This window comes from Mobilicoccus sp., from assembly GCF_032060985.1.
GTDB lineage: Bacteria > Actinomycetota > Actinomycetes > Actinomycetales > Dermatophilaceae > Mobilicoccus.
The window spans coordinates 1-15,265 of sequence record NZ_DAMBGD010000009.1; the positions used below are offsets into that span (position 1 = coordinate 1).

Sequence of the window (15,265 nt, forward strand, 5' to 3'; positions counted from 1 at the left end):
CCCGGCACCGGCGATCCACCCCGCCGCGCCGACGCCGACGCCGCCGCGTCCGCCCGCCTCACCGACCCCGCCGCGGGGCGGGATCTCCGTCGACGTCGACGGCGGGACGCAGGGCCGGGACTCGGTCGTCAAGATCATCGTGCTCATGACGGTGCTGTCGATCGCGCCGTCGATCCTGCTGATGATGACGTCGTTCACCAAGATCGTCATCGTGCTCGGCCTCACCCGGCAGGCCATCGGGACGCCGACGATCCCGCCGAACCAGGTCCTCGCCGGCATCGCGCTGTTCCTCAGCCTCTTCGTCATGGGCCCGGTGGTGAGTCAGGTCTACGAGCAGGCCGTGACCCCGTACACGAACGGCACGATCGAGATGAACGAGGCCCTCGAGCGCGCTCAGGCGCCGCTACGCACGTTCATGCTCCGCCAGACCGGCAACCAGGAACTGCAGACGATGGTCGCGGCGAGCGGCCAGGAGCAGCCCGCGAACTACGAGGACGTCGAGTTCACGACCCTCGTCCCGGCGTTCGTGCTCTCCGAGCTCAAGACCGCGTTCATCATCGGGTTCGTCATCTTCGTGCCGTTCCTCGTCATCGACCTCGTCGTCGCGTCGGTCCTCATGGCGATGGGAATGATGATGCTCCCGCCCGTGATGATCTCGATGCCGTTCAAGATCCTGCTCTTCATCATGGTCGACGGCTGGACCCTCATCACCACGGCTCTCGTCTCCGGCTACATGCAGACCTAGCACCCACCACCACCGACACCGATCGCGACGTCACCCCGACCGACCGTTCGACCCCAGGAACCGACCCACCCGAGCGAACCGATCCACCGACCGAACCGAACCACCCAAGACCGAGAGGGGGCCCGATGAGCGACAACGACGTGATGCACCTGGCCGTGCAGGCGATGATGCTGGCTGCGAAGCTCGCCGGCCCGATCCTCGTCGTCACCCTCGTCATCGGCTTCCTCATCTCGCTGCTGCAGGCGGTGACCCAGGTGCAGGAGGCGACGCTCACGTTCGTCCCCAAGGTCATCGTCGTCGCCCTCGTGCTGCTGTTCATGGGGCCGTGGATGATGCACGAGAGCGTCGTGTTCACCCAGAACCTCCTCCATGACCTCCCACGCATGATCCAGAACGGCAGGTGAGGGGCGTGGAGGTGTCGTTCGCCCTCGACGGCCTCCTCGCGTTGCTGTTCGTCCACCTGCGGGTCGTCTCGTTCCTCATCATCGCGCCGCCGTTCAACAGCAGTTCGATCCCCATGCGGGTCCGCGGGATGATCGCGTTCGCCGTGGCGCTGCCGATCTTCCCGCGGTACATCGGCCAGGCCCAGATCGCGGGCACGGGCGAACTCGTGTCGGCGGTGGTCTGGCAGATCTTCGCCGGACTCGCGCTGGGGTTCGTCGTCCACGTGCTCTTCGCCGCCGTGCAGGCCGCGGGCAACCTCATCGACCTGTTCAGCATGTTCGCGATGGCGAGCATCCTCGATCCCATGTCGAACACGCAGTCCGCCGTGTTCGGCCGCATCTACAGCCTCATCGCGACGACCCTGCTGTTCGCCACGGGCGGGCATCTGCTGCTGGTCCGGGGCCTGCTGCAGACGTTCGACGTCGTGCCCGCCGGGCCGGTCGATCTCGGCGCGCTCGGCAAGATCTTCTCCGGTGACCTCGACGTGCTGCTGACCTCGGCACTGCAGATCGGCGGCCCCATCCTCGCCGTGCTCTTCCTCACCGACCTCGCCCTCGGCCTCGTGAGCCGCGCCGTTCCGAGCCTCAACATCTTCCAGCTCGCCTTCCCGGTGAAGACGATCCTCGTCGTCTCCCTCGCGGCACTCGCCGTCGCGATGATGCCCGGATCCCTCGAGGCGGTCGTCGAGGCCATCCTGCGGCAGTTCGCCGACGTCTCCCGAGCGGTCGGGGGGTGAGCCGTGGCCGACAAGTCCGACAAGACCGAGAAGGCGACACCGCAGAAGCAACGCGAGGCGCGCGAAGAGGGCAACATCCCGAAGACGCAGGACCTCTCGATGTGGCTCACCGTGCTCATGTTCGTCGTCATCGGGCCCACGACCATCCGGCACACCCACGAGGCGTTCGGGGAGATGATGCACGGCGTCACCGGCGTGATCCTCGCGCCCGACCTCGGCCGCGCGACCCTGCTGTTCCGCACCTCGATGCTCGGCATCCTCACGCTCATCGGCCCACTCGTCGTCGCGTGCATGATCGCCGGCGTGCTCGGCCACGTCGTCCAGGGCGGGCTGAAACCCAGCGCCAAGCGGTTCAAGCCCAAGTGGAAGAAGCTCAACCCCGTCGCGGGCCTGAAGAACATGTTCGGGATGCACGGCATGTGGACGCTCGTGAAGACACTCATCAAGTTCGTCGTGTTCGGGCTCATCGCCTACAGCGTCGTGGTCGCGGCGATCACCGCGATCACCGCCTCGGGCACATGGTCGGTGGGCGCGGTCCTCGAGGTCGTCATGTCCTCCTCGATGACGGTCATCCGCACGATCGCCGTCGTCGGCCTCGTCATCGCGGCCGCGGACTACGCGATGGAGCGACACCGCGTCACCAAGTCGCTGCGGATGAGCAAGGACGAGGTCAAACGGGAGTCCAAGCAGCAGGAGGGCGACCCGCACGTCAAGGGTCATCGCCGCGCCCGGCAGCGTGAGATGGGCCAACGGCGCATGATGGCGGCCGTCGGTGAGGCGAGCGTCGTCATGACGAACCCCACCCACGTCTCCGTCGCTCTCAAGTACGAGAAGGGTTCGGGCGCGCCGCAGGTCGTCGCCAAGGGATCCGGCTACCTCGCGCTGCGCATCCGCGAGGAGGCGGCGGCGCACGAGATCCCCGTCGTCGAGGACGTCATCGTCGCCCGCATGCTGTTCAAGCTGTGCGAGGTCGACGAGTACATTCCGTTCGAGCTCTACGACGCGATCGCGCAGGTGCTCGCGTTCGTCATGCACCTGTCCACCCGCGGCGCCGCCGCCGGGACCCACGAGAGCCCCCTCGCCCACCCTGGTTTCGACGGCACCCTCCCCGACGACCTCACCGACGCCGCACTCGGCATCCGCACCCCGGCCTCGTCGCCGGAGACCGCACAGGCGTCGGCCGACGTGGACCGCGCGTCGTCATCGGTGCGGTGACGACGACACCGGCCACCCCGCACCGACGACCCTGGTGGCGAGCTCGTCCGGGTCCCCGTTCGCACCCCCGTCTCGGGGCGGGTGAGCCTCGCGGGCGACCCGTCCCCAACCCCTGCGCGCACCTCACCCCCGTTGCGCCCCGCTCAGATCGGTGCAGGCAGGGCCGATGGGAGGGGCGTCGGACGCGACGCCACCCCGGCTGTCGCGGGCGGGCGTCGACGAAGGCGCGCCCGGCCGTCCCCCGCCCACGACAGCAGTGAAGAGGTGACCGTGAAGTCGAGCAAGATCGGGCTCATCGGCATCCCGGCCGCCATCATCGGCATCATCGTCATGATGGTCGTGCCGATGCCGCCGTTCCTGCTCGACATGCTCCTCGCCTTCAACCTGCTGCTCTCGGTGCTCATCATGCTCGTGGCGTTGCGGGTGACCCGGCCGCTGGACTTCTCGATCTTCCCCGCGCTGCTGCTCATCGCGACCCTGTTCCGGCTCTCTCTCAACATCAGCTCGACCCGCCTCGTCCTCGGCCAGGGCTACGCCGGCAAGGTCATCGAGGCGTTCGGCGACTTCGTCATCGGCGGCTCGCTCGTCGTCGGACTCGTCATCTTCGTCATCCTCATGGTCATCCAGTTCGTCGTCATCACGAACGGTGCCGGACGTGTCGCCGAGGTCGCCGCCCGCTTCACCCTCGACGCCCTGCCCGGTAAGCAGATGGCCGTCGACGCCGACCTCAACTCGGGCCTCATCGACGAGGCCGAGGCCCGCAAGCGCCGCAAGGAGGTCGCCGCCGAGGCCGACTTCTACGGTGCGATGGACGGTGCGAGCAAGTTCGTCAAGGGCGACGCGATCGCCTCGGTCGTCATCGCGATCGTCAACCTCGTCGGCGGCTTCGCCATCGGCATGTTGCAGCAGGGCATGTCGGCCGGCGAGTCGATGCAGCGGTACAGCCAGATGACGGTCGGCGACGGCCTCGTCTCCCAGATCGCCGCGCTCCTGCTGTCGGTCGCGACCGGCCTCATCGTCACCCGCGCCACCACCGAGCAGGACATGGGCTCGGAGATCATGTCGCAGTTCGGCAAGCAGAAGCAGGCGATGCAGATCGCCGGCGGTGCGATCCTCACCCTCGGTCTCATCCCCGGCCTGCCCAAGCTGCCGTTCATCGCACTCGGCGTCGCGGCCCTGTTCGTCGCGACCCGGATGCAGGCGCCCGGCGACGTCGACGCCGCCCCCGAGCCCGACGTCGAGGACCGCCCGACCACACCTCAGAAGGACTCCCCGCTCGCGATCGCCCAGGACATGCGGGTCGAGCCGCTCGAGCTGGAGCTCGCCTACGACCTCATCGACCTCGTCGACGCGGCCTCCGGCGGCGACCTGCTCGACCGCGTCCGAGCCCTGAGGCGAAAGCTCGCGCAGGAGATCGGCATCGTCGTGCCCCTCGTCCGCACCCGCGACAACCTCGACCTCCCGCCGCGCCACTACGCGATCCGCGTCCACGGGGTCGAGGTCGCCCGCGGTCAGGCGCCCGCGGGCATGGTCCTCGCGATCGGCGACGACCTCGACGCGCTGCCCGGCGTCCCCACCCAGGAGCCCGTCTTCGGGCTCGACGCCAAGTGGGTGCCCGCCGAACTCCGCGAGCACGTCGCGCTCGCCAACAGCACCGTCGTCGACCGGAGCTCCGTCGTCACGACGCACATGGCCGAGGTCGTCCGCGTCCACGCCGCCGACCTGCTCGGCCGCGAGGACGTCAAGATGCTCGTCGACATGGTCAAGCAGTCCAACCCCGTCGTCATCGAGGAGCTGACCCCGCAACCGCTGTCCCTCGGCGAGGTGCAGCGCACCCTGCAGGCGCTGCTCGCCGAACGGGTCTGCATCCGCGACCTCGTCCGCATCTTCGAGGCGATGTCGATGCGGGCCAAGGTCAGCCCCGACGCCGAGGGGCTCGTCGAGGCCGCCCGCACGGCCCTCGGCCCGGCGATCGCCGCCAGCCATGCCGTCGAGGGCCGCCTCTCGGTCATCACGTTCGACCCCTTGCTCGAGCAGCGCATGCTCGAGACGCTTCGTCAGGGCGAGTCCGGCAGCTTCCTCGTCCTCGACCCGATGCTCGCCGAACGCATCGCCATGGAGACCGGTCGCGTCGCCCAGGCCGCCGAGGCCGCGGGCGACCCGCCCGTCCTCGTCTGCGCCCAGCCGCTGCGACTCGCCGTACGACGCCTCCTCGAGACGTCCGCGCCGCGCACCCCCGTGCTCTCCTACGCCGAGCTCGGCGGTCAACTCACCCTCGTCACCTCCGGAGTCGTGAATGTCGCGGAAGTCACGGCAGCCTGACGCCGGCGGCACGGGCCGTGGCAGGAAGGGCAAGAAGGGAGCCTCGACCGAGGCGATCTACACGGAGGTCGTGGTCGAGGAACCCGGCGTGCCCTTCGGTCTCGTCGTCCTCATCGCGCTGGTGCTCTCCCTGCCCGCCCTCGTCAGGTTCATGGATGGCACCGTCGACTTCCGCCCCGCGATCATGCGGGTCCTCGGTTCGCTCATGGTGTCCTGGCTCATGTGCCAACTCGTCCACTCCGTCATCACGTCGTTCGCGACCAAGGAGGAGACGACGGTCCTGGACACCCGCGCCGAGGGTCGAGACGTCGGTGACGTCGGCGACGACCCCTACCGGCAGGACCGCGCCGCCTCCTGAGGTCCGGGGCTGCGACGGGGATTGCTCGCTCGCGGCGGGGGGTCACCTACCGGCGCCACCCGCGGCCGGGTGCCGCCACGGGACGGGGGCATCATCGCGGGCCACGGAGGCGACACGAGGCACGTCCGGCGCCGGGTCGGCGCTGTCGGGGTCGGCCCGTGGCGGTGTGAGTGTCCATGTCCGTGTCCGCATCCGTGTCGGCGTCGGCCGGTGCCGGTGCCGGTGCCGGTGCCGGTGTCGGTGGCGGCACTCGCGCCGCCACCGTCGCGCCGGACTGGGGTCAGCGCTGCTGACGCGATGGACTGGGGTCGGCGCTGCCGACGCGATGGACTGGGGTCAGCGCTGCTGGAGGAGGGCCTGACGGGACTTGCGGAGGTGGGCGCGGAGAGCGGCGAGGGAGTCGTCCAGATCGCCCCCGGCGATGGTCTCGACGAGGGCGACGTGCTCGCGGTAGGCGATCTCCATGCGGTCCTGCGTGGCCGCGCGGGAGACCCGGGAGGAGAGGCGGCGCTGTCGGTCCCGCAGGCTGCGCAGGAGGTCGACGAGGAACGCGTTCTGGCACGCCTCGACCATGACGAGGTGGAACTGCGTGTCGGCCTCGTGGAACTCGGTGATCGAGCCCGAGTGCAGGTGACGCTGCTGCTCGCCGACGAGCTCCCACATGCGCTCCACGAGGGCGCGGGGCGGCTCGGCGAACTCGGTGAGCACCTTGGTGGCGGCGAACGCCTCGATGAGCTCACGGGCCTCCATGACGGAGGTGACCTCGTCGTCCGACAACGGCACGACGACGGCGCCGCGCTTGGGGTACAGCTCGAGCAGCCCCTCGGACTGCAGACGCAGGAACGCCTCGCGGACGGGGGTGCGGCTGATCCCGAGCGCAGTGGAGACCTGCCCCTCGGTGATGACCTCACCACCCGCATGATGACCGTCGAGAATCTTCTCCCGCGTGTCCGTGTAGGCCCGTTCGGTGGCCGACATTGCCCTCATCGTGTGTCCCTCCCAGTCAGTCCAGACTGCCCGCACACGTCAGATACAGCCGTGCGCTGCGGATCCCCCCCGAGACTGACGCCATACTGACGGTAGGCCATGCAAGGCCCCCTTGCAACTGCATCGTCGCAGGTGAGAGGTGGTTTCGAGCGGACGAGCGTCCGTCTTGGACGGGTCGTCGGAAGGGCTTTCGCGCCCTCGGCGCTGGGTGCCGGTCGGGCGTGCGGCGTGAGGTGATGTCGACATCTGCGGGTGCCGGGGGAGGCCCCTGCCGGCCCCTCGTGTCAGGGCGTCGGCGCCTCCACCTCCCGCGCGGCATGTGGCAACGCTCACCCGTTCGGGCCCGGATCGGTGCGGCGCATGTCGCGGAGCCATGATGCCTCGTGGAACAGCGGCCGGCGCGGACCACCATGACGTCGAGAACCCCACGACATCGCGAACCCCCGCGACATCGCGAACTCCCGCGACATCACGAACCCCCGCCACGCCGCGAACCCACGACGCCGCGAACGACCACGGCGTCCGCCGCGCGGACGGAGAGCATCGGGTGGGGTGGCACTCGCCGGGGCGGGCAGAGCGCGCCGGCCCGGCAGGGGGAGGCCGGGTCCTCGGCGGCCGGGGACGCACGAAGCCGCAGATCAGGTGTGCTGATCTGCGGCTTCCATGGTGGCCAGGGGCGGGGTCGAACCGCCGACCTTCCGATTTTCAGTCGGACGCTCGTACCAACTGAGCTACCTGGCCCTGTGATGAGAGCGACCCCGACCGGGCTCGAACCGGCGACCTCCGCCGTGACAGGGCGGCGCGCTAACCAACTGCGCTACGGGGCCTCGTGATGAGGGTGGTGCGTGTTACTGCGTATCCCCAACGGGATTCGAACCCGTGCTACCGCCGTGAAAGGGCGGGGTCCTAGGCCGCTAGACGATGGGGACCTGGTTGTCGCTCCAGGTCCTCGCCGCCACACTGACCAGTGCTCACGAGCAGCTCGGATCCGTCGAGGACGTGTTGAAGCATAGGGGACGAGCGGCCGGAGTGCCAAAACGGGCCGTTCATCCGCTCATCGCCGGGAGGTCCAGGCGAGGAGATCCTCCCGTGACCAGGTGGTGACGATGCGCTCCGTCGGCACCTCCAGGGCGGCGGCCCGTTCGGCGCCGTAGGCGAGGAAGTCCAGCTGGCCGGGGGCGTGGGCGTCGGTGTCGATCGAGAAGAGGCACCCGGCGTCGAGGGCGAGGCGGATGAGGTCGTCGGGCGGATCGCGGCGCTCGGGGCGGGAGTTGATCTCGACGGCGACGCCGTGCTCGGCGCACGCGGCGAACACGGCCTCCGCGTCGAACTCGCTCGGCGGTCGGGTGCCGCGGCCACCGGTGACGAGACGGCCCGTGCAGTGCCCGAGGACGTCGACGTGCCGGTTCTCGACCGCGGCGATCATGCGCCGCGTCATCGGCGCCTTGGCCATCCGCAGCTTGGAGTGCACCGAGGCGACGACGACGTCGAGCCGCTCCAGCATCTCCTCGGTCTGGTCGAGGGAGCCGTCGTCGAGGATGTCGACCTCGATGCCCGACAGCAGGGTGAACGCCCCGCCGAGGTGGGCGTTGACGCCGTCGACGACGGCAAGCTGCCGTTCGAGCCGCTCGGCCGACAGCCCGTTCGCGACGGTGAGTCGGGGGGAGTGGTCGGTGAGCGCCTGGTACTCGCGGCCGAGCTCGAGGCACGTGCCGACCATCTCCTCGATGGGGGACCCGCCGTCGGACCAGTCCGAGTGGGAGTGCAGATCGCCGCGCAGCGAACCGAGCATGGCGAGGGTCTCCGGCGTCTGGTCCACGAGTGGACCCGCGTCGAGCTTGGCGAGGTAGTCCGGCACCCGTCCCGCGAGCGTCTGGGTGATGACCTTCGCCGTGCTCGCCCCGATCGACGGGAGATCGGTGAGCGTGCCGGCCTCCGCGCGGGCGGCGATCTCGTCCTCCCCGGTCGTGAGGACGACCGCGGCAGCCTTGCGGAACGCCTCGACCTTGCGGGTCTCACCACGGCGGCGCTCGAGGAGGAATGCGATGCGGCGCAGGGCGTCGATCGGCTCGAGGTGGGGGCTGTTCGCGGAGGCCATGACTGGATTCTGGATCAGCGGCACGTCCCCGGCCTCTTCTCTGCGAGACTGCGCGCATGAACCTGCTGAACCAACCGCTGAAGGACGTGGACCCCGACATCGCCAAGGCCCTCGACGACGAGCGCCTGCGCCAGGAGCACACGCTGGAGATGATCGCGTCGGAGAACTTCGCGCCGGTCGCGGTGATGGAGGCGCAGGGTTCCGTCGCGACGAACAAGTACGCCGAGGGGTATCCCGGCCGTCGGTACTACGGCGGCTGCGAGTACGTCGACGTGATCGAGGATCTCGCGCGGGACCGCCTCAAGGCCCTGTTCGGAGCCAAGTTCGCCAACGTGCAGCCCCACTCCGGCGCGCAGGCGAACACCGCCGTGTTCTTCGCGCTGCTCCAGCCGGGTGACACGATCCTCGGCCTGGACCTCGCCCACGGTGGGCACCTCACCCACGGCATGAAGATCAACTACAGCGGCAAGATGTTCGACGTCGTGCCCTACCACGTCGACGACCAGGGGCTCGTCGACATGGAGGAGGTCGCCCGCCTCGCCCGCGAGCACAAGCCGCGGATGATCATCGCCGGTTGGTCGGCCTACCCGCGGCAGCTCGACTTCGCGCGGTTCCGCGAGATCGCCGACGAGGTCGGCGCCTACCTCATGGTCGACATGGCCCACTTCGCCGGGCTCGTCGCGGCCGGCTTGCACCCCAACCCGGTGCCGCACGCGCACGTGACGACGTCGACGACCCACAAGACGCTCCGTGGACCCCGCGGCGGCGTCATCCTCACCGACGACCCCGAGCTCAGCAAGAAGATCAACTCGGCGGTGTTCCCCGGCATGCAGGGTGGTCCGCTCGAGCACGTCATCGCCGCCAAGGCCGTCGCGTTCAAGCTCGCCGGTGAGCCCGACTTCGTCGACCAGCAGAAGCGCACCCTCGAGGGCGCCCGTCTCCTCGCCGAGCGCCTCACGCGCCCCGAGATGGAGAAGCTCGGCGTCAAGGTGCTCTCCGGCGGCACCGACGTGCACCTCGTGCTCGTCGACCTGCGCGACTCCGCCCTCGACGGCCGCCAGGCGGAGGACCTGCTCCACCGCATCGGCATCACGGTCAACCGCAACGCCGTCCCCAACGACCCGCGTCCGCCGATGGTGACCTCCGGTCTGCGCATCGGCACCCCCGCGCTGTCGACCCGCGGATTCGGTGCGGAGGAGTTCACCGAGGTCGCCGACATCATCGGCGAGGCCCTCGACCCCGCCCTCGACGAGGCCGGCATCGATCGCCTCGCGGCCCGCGTCCGCGCCCTCACCGAGAAGTTCCCGCTCTACCCAGCCCTAGGCTGACCCGCCCCCCACCCCCAAAACCCGAGATGGCAGATGGGATGGCAGCGGAGGTACTGCTCAGGCGATACCTCGGCTTCCACCCCATCTGCCATCTCGGGTGTTCCGGGGGCGCGGCGGGTAGTCTGCTCGATCCGGGTCCGCGACGGATCCCGAGCCCGACGGAGGAGCCATGGCGCTCAGCGTGTTCGACCTGTTCTCGGTGGGCATCGGTCCCTCGAGTTCCCATACCGTGGGTCCGATGCGGGCGGCCGCGAGGTTCGGTGACGCCCTCCACGCCGAAGGGCTGCTCGACCGGACGACGCGGGTGCGCGCGGAGTTGTTCGGATCCCTCGGTGCCACGGGACACGGACACGGCAGCGGGACGGCGGTCGTCCTCGGGTTGTGCGGGGAACGCCCCGAGCTCGTCGACCCCCGTGCGGTGGCCGGCGACGTCGCCGCCGTGCGGGAGACCGAGTTGCTACGCCTGCACGGCACCCACGAGATCAGGTTCGTCGAGGACGACGACATCGTCCTCTACCGCAACAAGAGCCTGCCGCTGCACCCCAACGGCATGACCTTCACGGCCTTCGGCGAGGGCGACGAGCCACTGCATGCGGTGACGTCGTACTCGATCGGCGGCGGGTTCGTCGTCGGTGAGGGGGCCGACGGGGAGAGCCATGTCGTCGAGGACACGACGCCCGTGGCCCACCCCTTCCGCACCGGGGACGACTTGCTCGAGGTCTGCGGACGCACCGGCCTGTCCATCGCCGAGGTGATGATGGAGAACGAGACGGCTTGGCGGCCGGCGCCGGAGGTCCGGGCGGGGCTGCTGCACCTGTGGTCGGTGATGAACGAGTGCATCGAGGCGGGGATGAGCACCGAGGGCGTGCTGCCGGGCGGTCTGCAGGTGCCGCGACGTGCGGCCGGGCTGCGGCGCGCACTCGAGGCCGTCGCGCCCGAGGCCGCGGTGGCCGACCCGCTGCGGGGGATGGACTGGCTCACCCTCTACGCGCTCGCCGTCAACGAGGAGAACGCCTCCGGCGGCCGCATCGTCACCGCGCCGACGAACGGCGCCGCGGGCATCATCCCGGCCGTGCTGCGCTACTACGTCGACGTCGTGCCGGGCGCGGACGACGACGGCATCGTCGAGTTCCTCCTCACCGCGGGCGCGATCGGGGTCATCTACAAGGAGAACGCGTCGATCTCGGGTGCGGAGGTCGGCTGTCAGGGCGAGGTCGGGTCGGCCTGTTCGATGGCGGCGGGAGCGATGGCCGCCGTGTGCGGCGGCACCCCCCTCCAGTGCGAGAACGCCGCCGAGATCGGCATGGAGCACAACCTCGGGCTCACCTGCGACCCCGTCGGGGGGCTCGTGCAGATCCCGTGCATCGAGCGCAACGCGATCGCCGCCGTCAAGGCGGTCACGGCCGCGCGCACCGCGCTGCACGGGGACGGCAGTCACGTCGTGTCCCTCGACAAGGTCGTCAAGACGATGCGTGACACTGGGCGTGACATGAAGGACAAGTACAAGGAGACTGCGCGCGGCGGACTCGCCGTCAACGTCATCGAGTGCTGACGCCCGCACACCGGCCCATCCCCGAGGAGGACGTCGATGGCGAACGCCGTCGTCCGGCAGGTCCTACGCCGCCCCGTCCGCCTCGTGCCGCTCGCGTTCCTCGCCGTCATCCTCGTCGGCACCGCCCTGTTGTCGCTGCCGCTGATGCACCACGACGGCCAGGTGCGTCCGCTCGTCGCCGCGTTCACCGCCGTCTCGGCGACGTGCATCACGGGCCTCACCGTCGTCGACACCGCGACGTACTGGACGCCGATGGGGCAGGGCGTCATCCTCCTGCTCACGCAGATGGGCGGGTTCGGCATCATGTCGATCGCCACCCTGCTCGCGATCCTCGTCAAGGGCTACATCGAACTCTCCGACACCCTCACCGTGCAGACGGAGACCCAGGCGCAGGACCTCGGTCAGGCCCGACGCATCGTCGTCCGGATCGCCACGAGCATGTTCGCCGCCGAGGTCGTCGCGGCACTCCTCCTCGTGCCGCGCTTCCACTACTCCCACGGACTGCCGTGGCCGCAGGCCCTGTGGCACGGCGTCTGGTACGCGTGCATGTCGTTCACGAACGCGGGGTTCTCTCTGCACAGCGACAGCATCATGTCGTTCGTCCTCGACCCGGTCGTCGTCGTGCTCATGACCTTCTCGGTGTGGGCGGGCAGCCTCGGCTACCCCGTGTTCTGGGAGCTGCTGAAGAAGTGGCGCCGTCCGGGCCAGTGGACGGTGCACACGCGCCTCACCTTCTACGGCTTCATGGCGCTGTTCCTCGTCACGTTCACGGCGTTCCTCGTGTTCGAGTGGGACAACCCCGACACCGTCGGCCCGATGGCCGTGGGGCAGAAGGTCACCGCCGCGCTCGCCGGTGGGGTGATGCCGCGCTCGTGCGGGTTCAACATCGTCGACTACGCCGGGATCAAGGACGAGACGATCATCACGACGATCGTCATGATGTTCATCGGCGGCGGCAGCGCGGGCACCTCCGGCGGCATCAAGGTCTCGACGTTCTTCCTCCTGTTCTTCCTCATCGTCGCGACTGCGCGCGGTGAGGCCGACGTCACCGTCGCCCACCGCCGCATCGGTGACGAGACCATCCGTCAGGCCGTCACCATCGCGCTCATCGCCGTCGCCTGCGTCGTCGGCGGGACGATGATCCTCGCGCTCCTCACCGACCTCCCCCTCACCCACGTCCTGTTCGACGTGACCTCCGCCTTCGGCACGGTCGGGCTGTCGATGGGCGTCACCCCGGAGCTGCCGGCCGGTGGGCAGCTCACCCTCATGCTGCTCATGTTCCTCGGCCGTGTCGGCACCTTCACCGCCGCCTCGGCGCTGGCGCTGCGGACCGCGGCGCGGCACTACCATCTTCCCGAGGAGCGCCCGATCGTCGGGTGAGTGAGGTCGACGTGGTCACCCGTTCGCGCAAGCGCAGCAACCCGGCGCAGATCGTGCCGTTGTCCTTCCTGCTCGTCATCGCCGTCGGTACCGCTCTGCTCTCGCTGCCCTTCGCCCACGCCTCCGGGCAGACCGACCACCTCGCCGCGGCCTTCACGACCGTCTCGGCCGTCTGCGTCACCGGGCTCGTCACGGTCGACACCGCGACCTATTGGACCCCCTTCGGGCAGGCCGTGATCCTCCTGCTCATCCAGGTCGGCGGCCTCGGCACGATGACACTCGCGACGCTGCTCGCGCTCCTCGTCCGCGGCAAGATCACGCTCGCGGCGTCGATACGGGCACAGACGGAGACCAAGACCTCGGGGCTCGGTGACGTCCGCGGCGTCCTCGTCCGCATCGTCCGTGCCACCCTGCTCGCCGAGGGCGTCATCGCGGTCTTCCTCACGATGCGCTTCCGCTCCACCTACGACGACGACCTGGCCACCGCGGCGTGGCACGGCCTGTTCCACGCCGTCTCCTCGTTCAACAACGCCGGCTTCGCGCTCTACTCCGACAACCTCATCGGGTTCGTCGCCGACGGCTGGATCATCGGGCCGATCTGCCTCGCGATCATCGCCGGCGGCATCGGCTACCCGGCCTACTTCGAGCTCACCCGGGAACGGTTCCGCGTCTCGATGTGGTCGATCTACCTTCGGCTCACCGTCGTCGGTTACGCCACGCTCCTCGTCGTCGGGTTCGTCGCGTTCCTGCTCTCCGAGTGGGGCAACCCGGGGACCATCGGCACGCTCGACGTCCAGGGCAAGCTCTGGGGCAGCCTGGCCGGGTCGGTGTTCCCGCGCACCGCGGGCTTCAACAGCATCGACTACGGCAACATCCGGCCCGAGACCCTCGTCGTCCACCTCGTCCTCATGTTCATCGGTGGCGGCAGCGCCGGAACGGCCGGTGGCATCAAGGTCACGACGTTCTTCCTCCTCGGGTACGTCATCTGGTCCGAGACGCGAGGCTGGTCGGAGGTCCGCCTCGGCAACCGACGCGTCTCCGGTGCATCCCAACGCCAGGCCCTCACGGTCGCCCTGCTCGGCGTCGGCCTGGTGACGGCCGGAACCATCGCGCTCGTCGTCCTCACCGACCACCCCCTCGACCGGGTCGTCTTCGAGGTCGTCTCCGCCTTCGGCACCGTCGGCCTCTCGATGAACCTCACGCCCCAGCTCCCCCCTGTGGCGCAACTCGTCATCATGGGGGTGATGTTCTGCGGTCGCGTCGGCACGGTCACGGTGGCCTCGGCTCTCGCCCTCAGCAGCACCCGCACCGTCCGCTACCACCTGCCCGAGGAGCACACCGTTGTTGGATAGGAAGAGGAACCGTGGAGTCGCCGAGTCCGTCCTCGTGGTCGGGCTCGGCAGGTTCGGGTCGTCGGTGGCACTGTCCCTCGTCCAGATGGACAAGGAGGTCCTCGCGATCGACACCGACCCGGTGCTGGTGCAGCGGTGGGCCAACGACCTCACCCACGTGGTCCAGGCCGACACGACCGACGAGGAGGCGCTGCGCCAACTCGGTGTCGCCTCGTTCGACCGCGCCGTCGTCGCCATCGGCAGCGACATCGAGGCGAGCGTCCTCACCGTCCTCGCCCTGTCCGAGGCCGGCGTCGAGGAGATCTGGGCCAAGGCCATCACCGCCAAGCACGGCAAGATCCTCGAACGGGTCGGCGCCCACCACGTCGTCTATCCCGAACGCGCGATGGGGTTGCGCGTCGCCCACCAGATCGTCGGCACCATGGAGGACTTCATGGAGCTCGAGGGCGGGTACGGACTCGCGCGCATCCTCGCGCCGACGATCACGTGGGGCATCCCCCTCGGCAAGTCCGACCTGCGATCGCGGCACCGCATCACGGTCGTCGGCATCAAGAAGGCCGGCTCCGGGTTCACCTATGCCGACCGCGAGACCATCCCGCGCCAGGGCGACGAGATCATCATCTCCGGCTCGGTGCGGGCGTTGGAGAAGTTCAGCTCCCTGCCCCACACGGACTGAACCACCGGGCGGCCCGCGCCACCCCGCTGAGCGCCGACGTCCGGGATCGGCGGTGTCCCGCGCATCGCCACG

At 69.5% G+C, this 15,265-nt stretch carries 13 protein-coding genes and 3 tRNA genes; 11 read left to right on the forward strand and 5 right to left on the reverse strand.

The window, feature by feature from the left end; translation table 11 throughout:
- From fliP to RT054_RS08590, 6 genes are all read left to right on the forward strand, one after another.
- On the forward strand, positions 1-745 hold a 745-nt coding region (fliP, locus tag RT054_RS08565), incomplete at its 5' end, for a flagellar type III secretion system pore protein FliP (protein ID WP_313023087.1).
- Positions 746-870: 125 nt separating this feature from the next.
- Positions 871-1,149: a flagellar biosynthesis protein FliQ gene (fliQ, locus tag RT054_RS08570; RefSeq protein WP_312720916.1), complete on the forward strand. Its 279-nt coding sequence runs from the start codon at positions 871-873 to the stop codon at positions 1,147-1,149.
- A 5-nt stretch (positions 1,150-1,154) separates the two neighbouring features.
- Complete coding sequence (locus RT054_RS08575) at positions 1,155-1,925, forward strand: flagellar biosynthetic protein FliR (RefSeq protein ID WP_312720918.1); 771 nt, start codon at positions 1,155-1,157, stop codon at positions 1,923-1,925.
- A 3-nt stretch (positions 1,926-1,928) separates the two neighbouring features.
- Positions 1,929-3,140: an EscU/YscU/HrcU family type III secretion system export apparatus switch protein gene (locus RT054_RS08580; RefSeq protein WP_312720920.1), complete on the forward strand. Its 1,212-nt coding sequence runs from the start codon at positions 1,929-1,931 to the stop codon at positions 3,138-3,140.
- 270 nt (positions 3,141-3,410) lie between these two features.
- Positions 3,411-5,462, forward strand: coding sequence for a flagellar biosynthesis protein FlhA (gene flhA / locus RT054_RS08585; protein ID WP_312720921.1), 2,052 nt, complete (start codon positions 3,411-3,413; stop codon positions 5,460-5,462).
- The gene (locus tag RT054_RS08590; RefSeq protein WP_313023093.1) at positions 5,437-5,820 is read left to right on the forward strand and encodes a hypothetical protein; all 384 of its coding nucleotides are present in this window, start codon (positions 5,437-5,439) and stop codon (positions 5,818-5,820) included. The genes flhA and RT054_RS08590 overlap by 26 nt, the downstream gene beginning before the upstream one ends.
- Positions 5,821-6,156: 336 nt before the next feature.
- Here the strand turns inward: RT054_RS08590 and RT054_RS08595 are convergent, their stop codons facing one another.
- From RT054_RS08595 to RT054_RS08615, 5 genes are all read right to left on the reverse strand, one after another.
- Complete coding sequence (locus tag RT054_RS08595) at positions 6,157-6,807, reverse strand: GntR family transcriptional regulator (RefSeq protein WP_312720923.1); 651 nt, start codon at positions 6,805-6,807, stop codon at positions 6,157-6,159.
- 664 nt (positions 6,808-7,471) lie between these two features.
- A tRNA-Phe gene (locus RT054_RS08600) sits at positions 7,472-7,548 on the reverse strand.
- Between the two features lie 12 nt (positions 7,549-7,560).
- A tRNA-Asp gene (locus RT054_RS08605) sits at positions 7,561-7,634 on the reverse strand.
- 29 nt (positions 7,635-7,663) lie between these two features.
- A tRNA-Glu gene (locus RT054_RS08610) sits at positions 7,664-7,736 on the reverse strand.
- 125 nt (positions 7,737-7,861) lie between these two features.
- A complete protein-coding gene (locus tag RT054_RS08615) occupies positions 7,862-8,905 on the reverse strand; it encodes a PHP domain-containing protein (protein ID WP_313023095.1) in 1,044 nt (347 codons plus the stop codon).
- 56 nt (positions 8,906-8,961) lie between these two features.
- Between RT054_RS08615 and glyA the strand changes: the two genes are divergently transcribed.
- The 5 genes from glyA (at position 8,962) to RT054_RS08640 (ending at position 15,193) form a co-directional block, all read left to right on the forward strand.
- Positions 8,962-10,233: a serine hydroxymethyltransferase gene (gene glyA, locus RT054_RS08620; RefSeq protein ID WP_313023096.1), complete on the forward strand. Its 1,272-nt coding sequence runs from the start codon at positions 8,962-8,964 to the stop codon at positions 10,231-10,233.
- A 169-nt stretch (positions 10,234-10,402) separates the two neighbouring features.
- Positions 10,403-11,785, forward strand: a complete 1,383-nt coding sequence (locus tag RT054_RS08625; protein ID WP_312720928.1) for an L-serine ammonia-lyase — start codon at positions 10,403-10,405, stop codon at positions 11,783-11,785.
- A 36-nt stretch (positions 11,786-11,821) separates the two neighbouring features.
- Positions 11,822-13,165 carry a potassium transporter TrkG gene (locus tag RT054_RS08630; RefSeq protein WP_313023100.1) on the forward strand — a complete coding sequence of 448 codons (1,344 nt, stop codon included), beginning with the start codon at positions 11,822-11,824 and terminating at the stop codon, positions 13,163-13,165.
- Positions 13,162-14,517, forward strand: a complete 1,356-nt coding sequence (locus RT054_RS08635; RefSeq protein WP_313023103.1) for a potassium transporter TrkG — start codon at positions 13,162-13,164, stop codon at positions 14,515-14,517. The genes RT054_RS08630 and RT054_RS08635 overlap by 4 nt, the downstream gene beginning before the upstream one ends.
- On the forward strand, positions 14,507-15,193 hold the full coding sequence (locus tag RT054_RS08640; RefSeq protein WP_312720932.1) for a TrkA family potassium uptake protein: 687 nt from the start codon (positions 14,507-14,509) through the stop codon (positions 15,191-15,193). The genes RT054_RS08635 and RT054_RS08640 overlap by 11 nt, the downstream gene beginning before the upstream one ends.
- Positions 15,194-15,265 lie beyond the last annotated feature (72 nt).

Excerpts from the sequence above, each read along its gene's own strand:
- fliQ (WP_312720916.1), top strand. The coding sequence starts at position 871 with ATGAGCGACAACGACGTGATGCACCTGGCCGTGCAGGCGATGATGCTG.
- RT054_RS08590 (WP_313023093.1), top strand. The coding sequence starts at position 5,437 with ATGTCGCGGAAGTCACGGCAGCCTGACGCCGGCGGCACGGGCCGTGGC.
- RT054_RS08595 (WP_312720923.1), bottom strand. The coding sequence starts at position 6,807 with ATGAGGGCAATGTCGGCCACCGAACGGGCCTACACGGACACGCGGGAG.
- RT054_RS08615 (WP_313023095.1), bottom strand. The coding sequence starts at position 8,905 with ATGGCCTCCGCGAACAGCCCCCACCTCGAGCCGATCGACGCCCTGCGC.
- glyA (WP_313023096.1), top strand. The coding sequence starts at position 8,962 with ATGAACCTGCTGAACCAACCGCTGAAGGACGTGGACCCCGACATCGCC.
- RT054_RS08625 (WP_312720928.1), top strand. The coding sequence starts at position 10,403 with ATGGCGCTCAGCGTGTTCGACCTGTTCTCGGTGGGCATCGGTCCCTCG.
- RT054_RS08630 (WP_313023100.1), top strand. The coding sequence starts at position 11,822 with ATGGCGAACGCCGTCGTCCGGCAGGTCCTACGCCGCCCCGTCCGCCTC.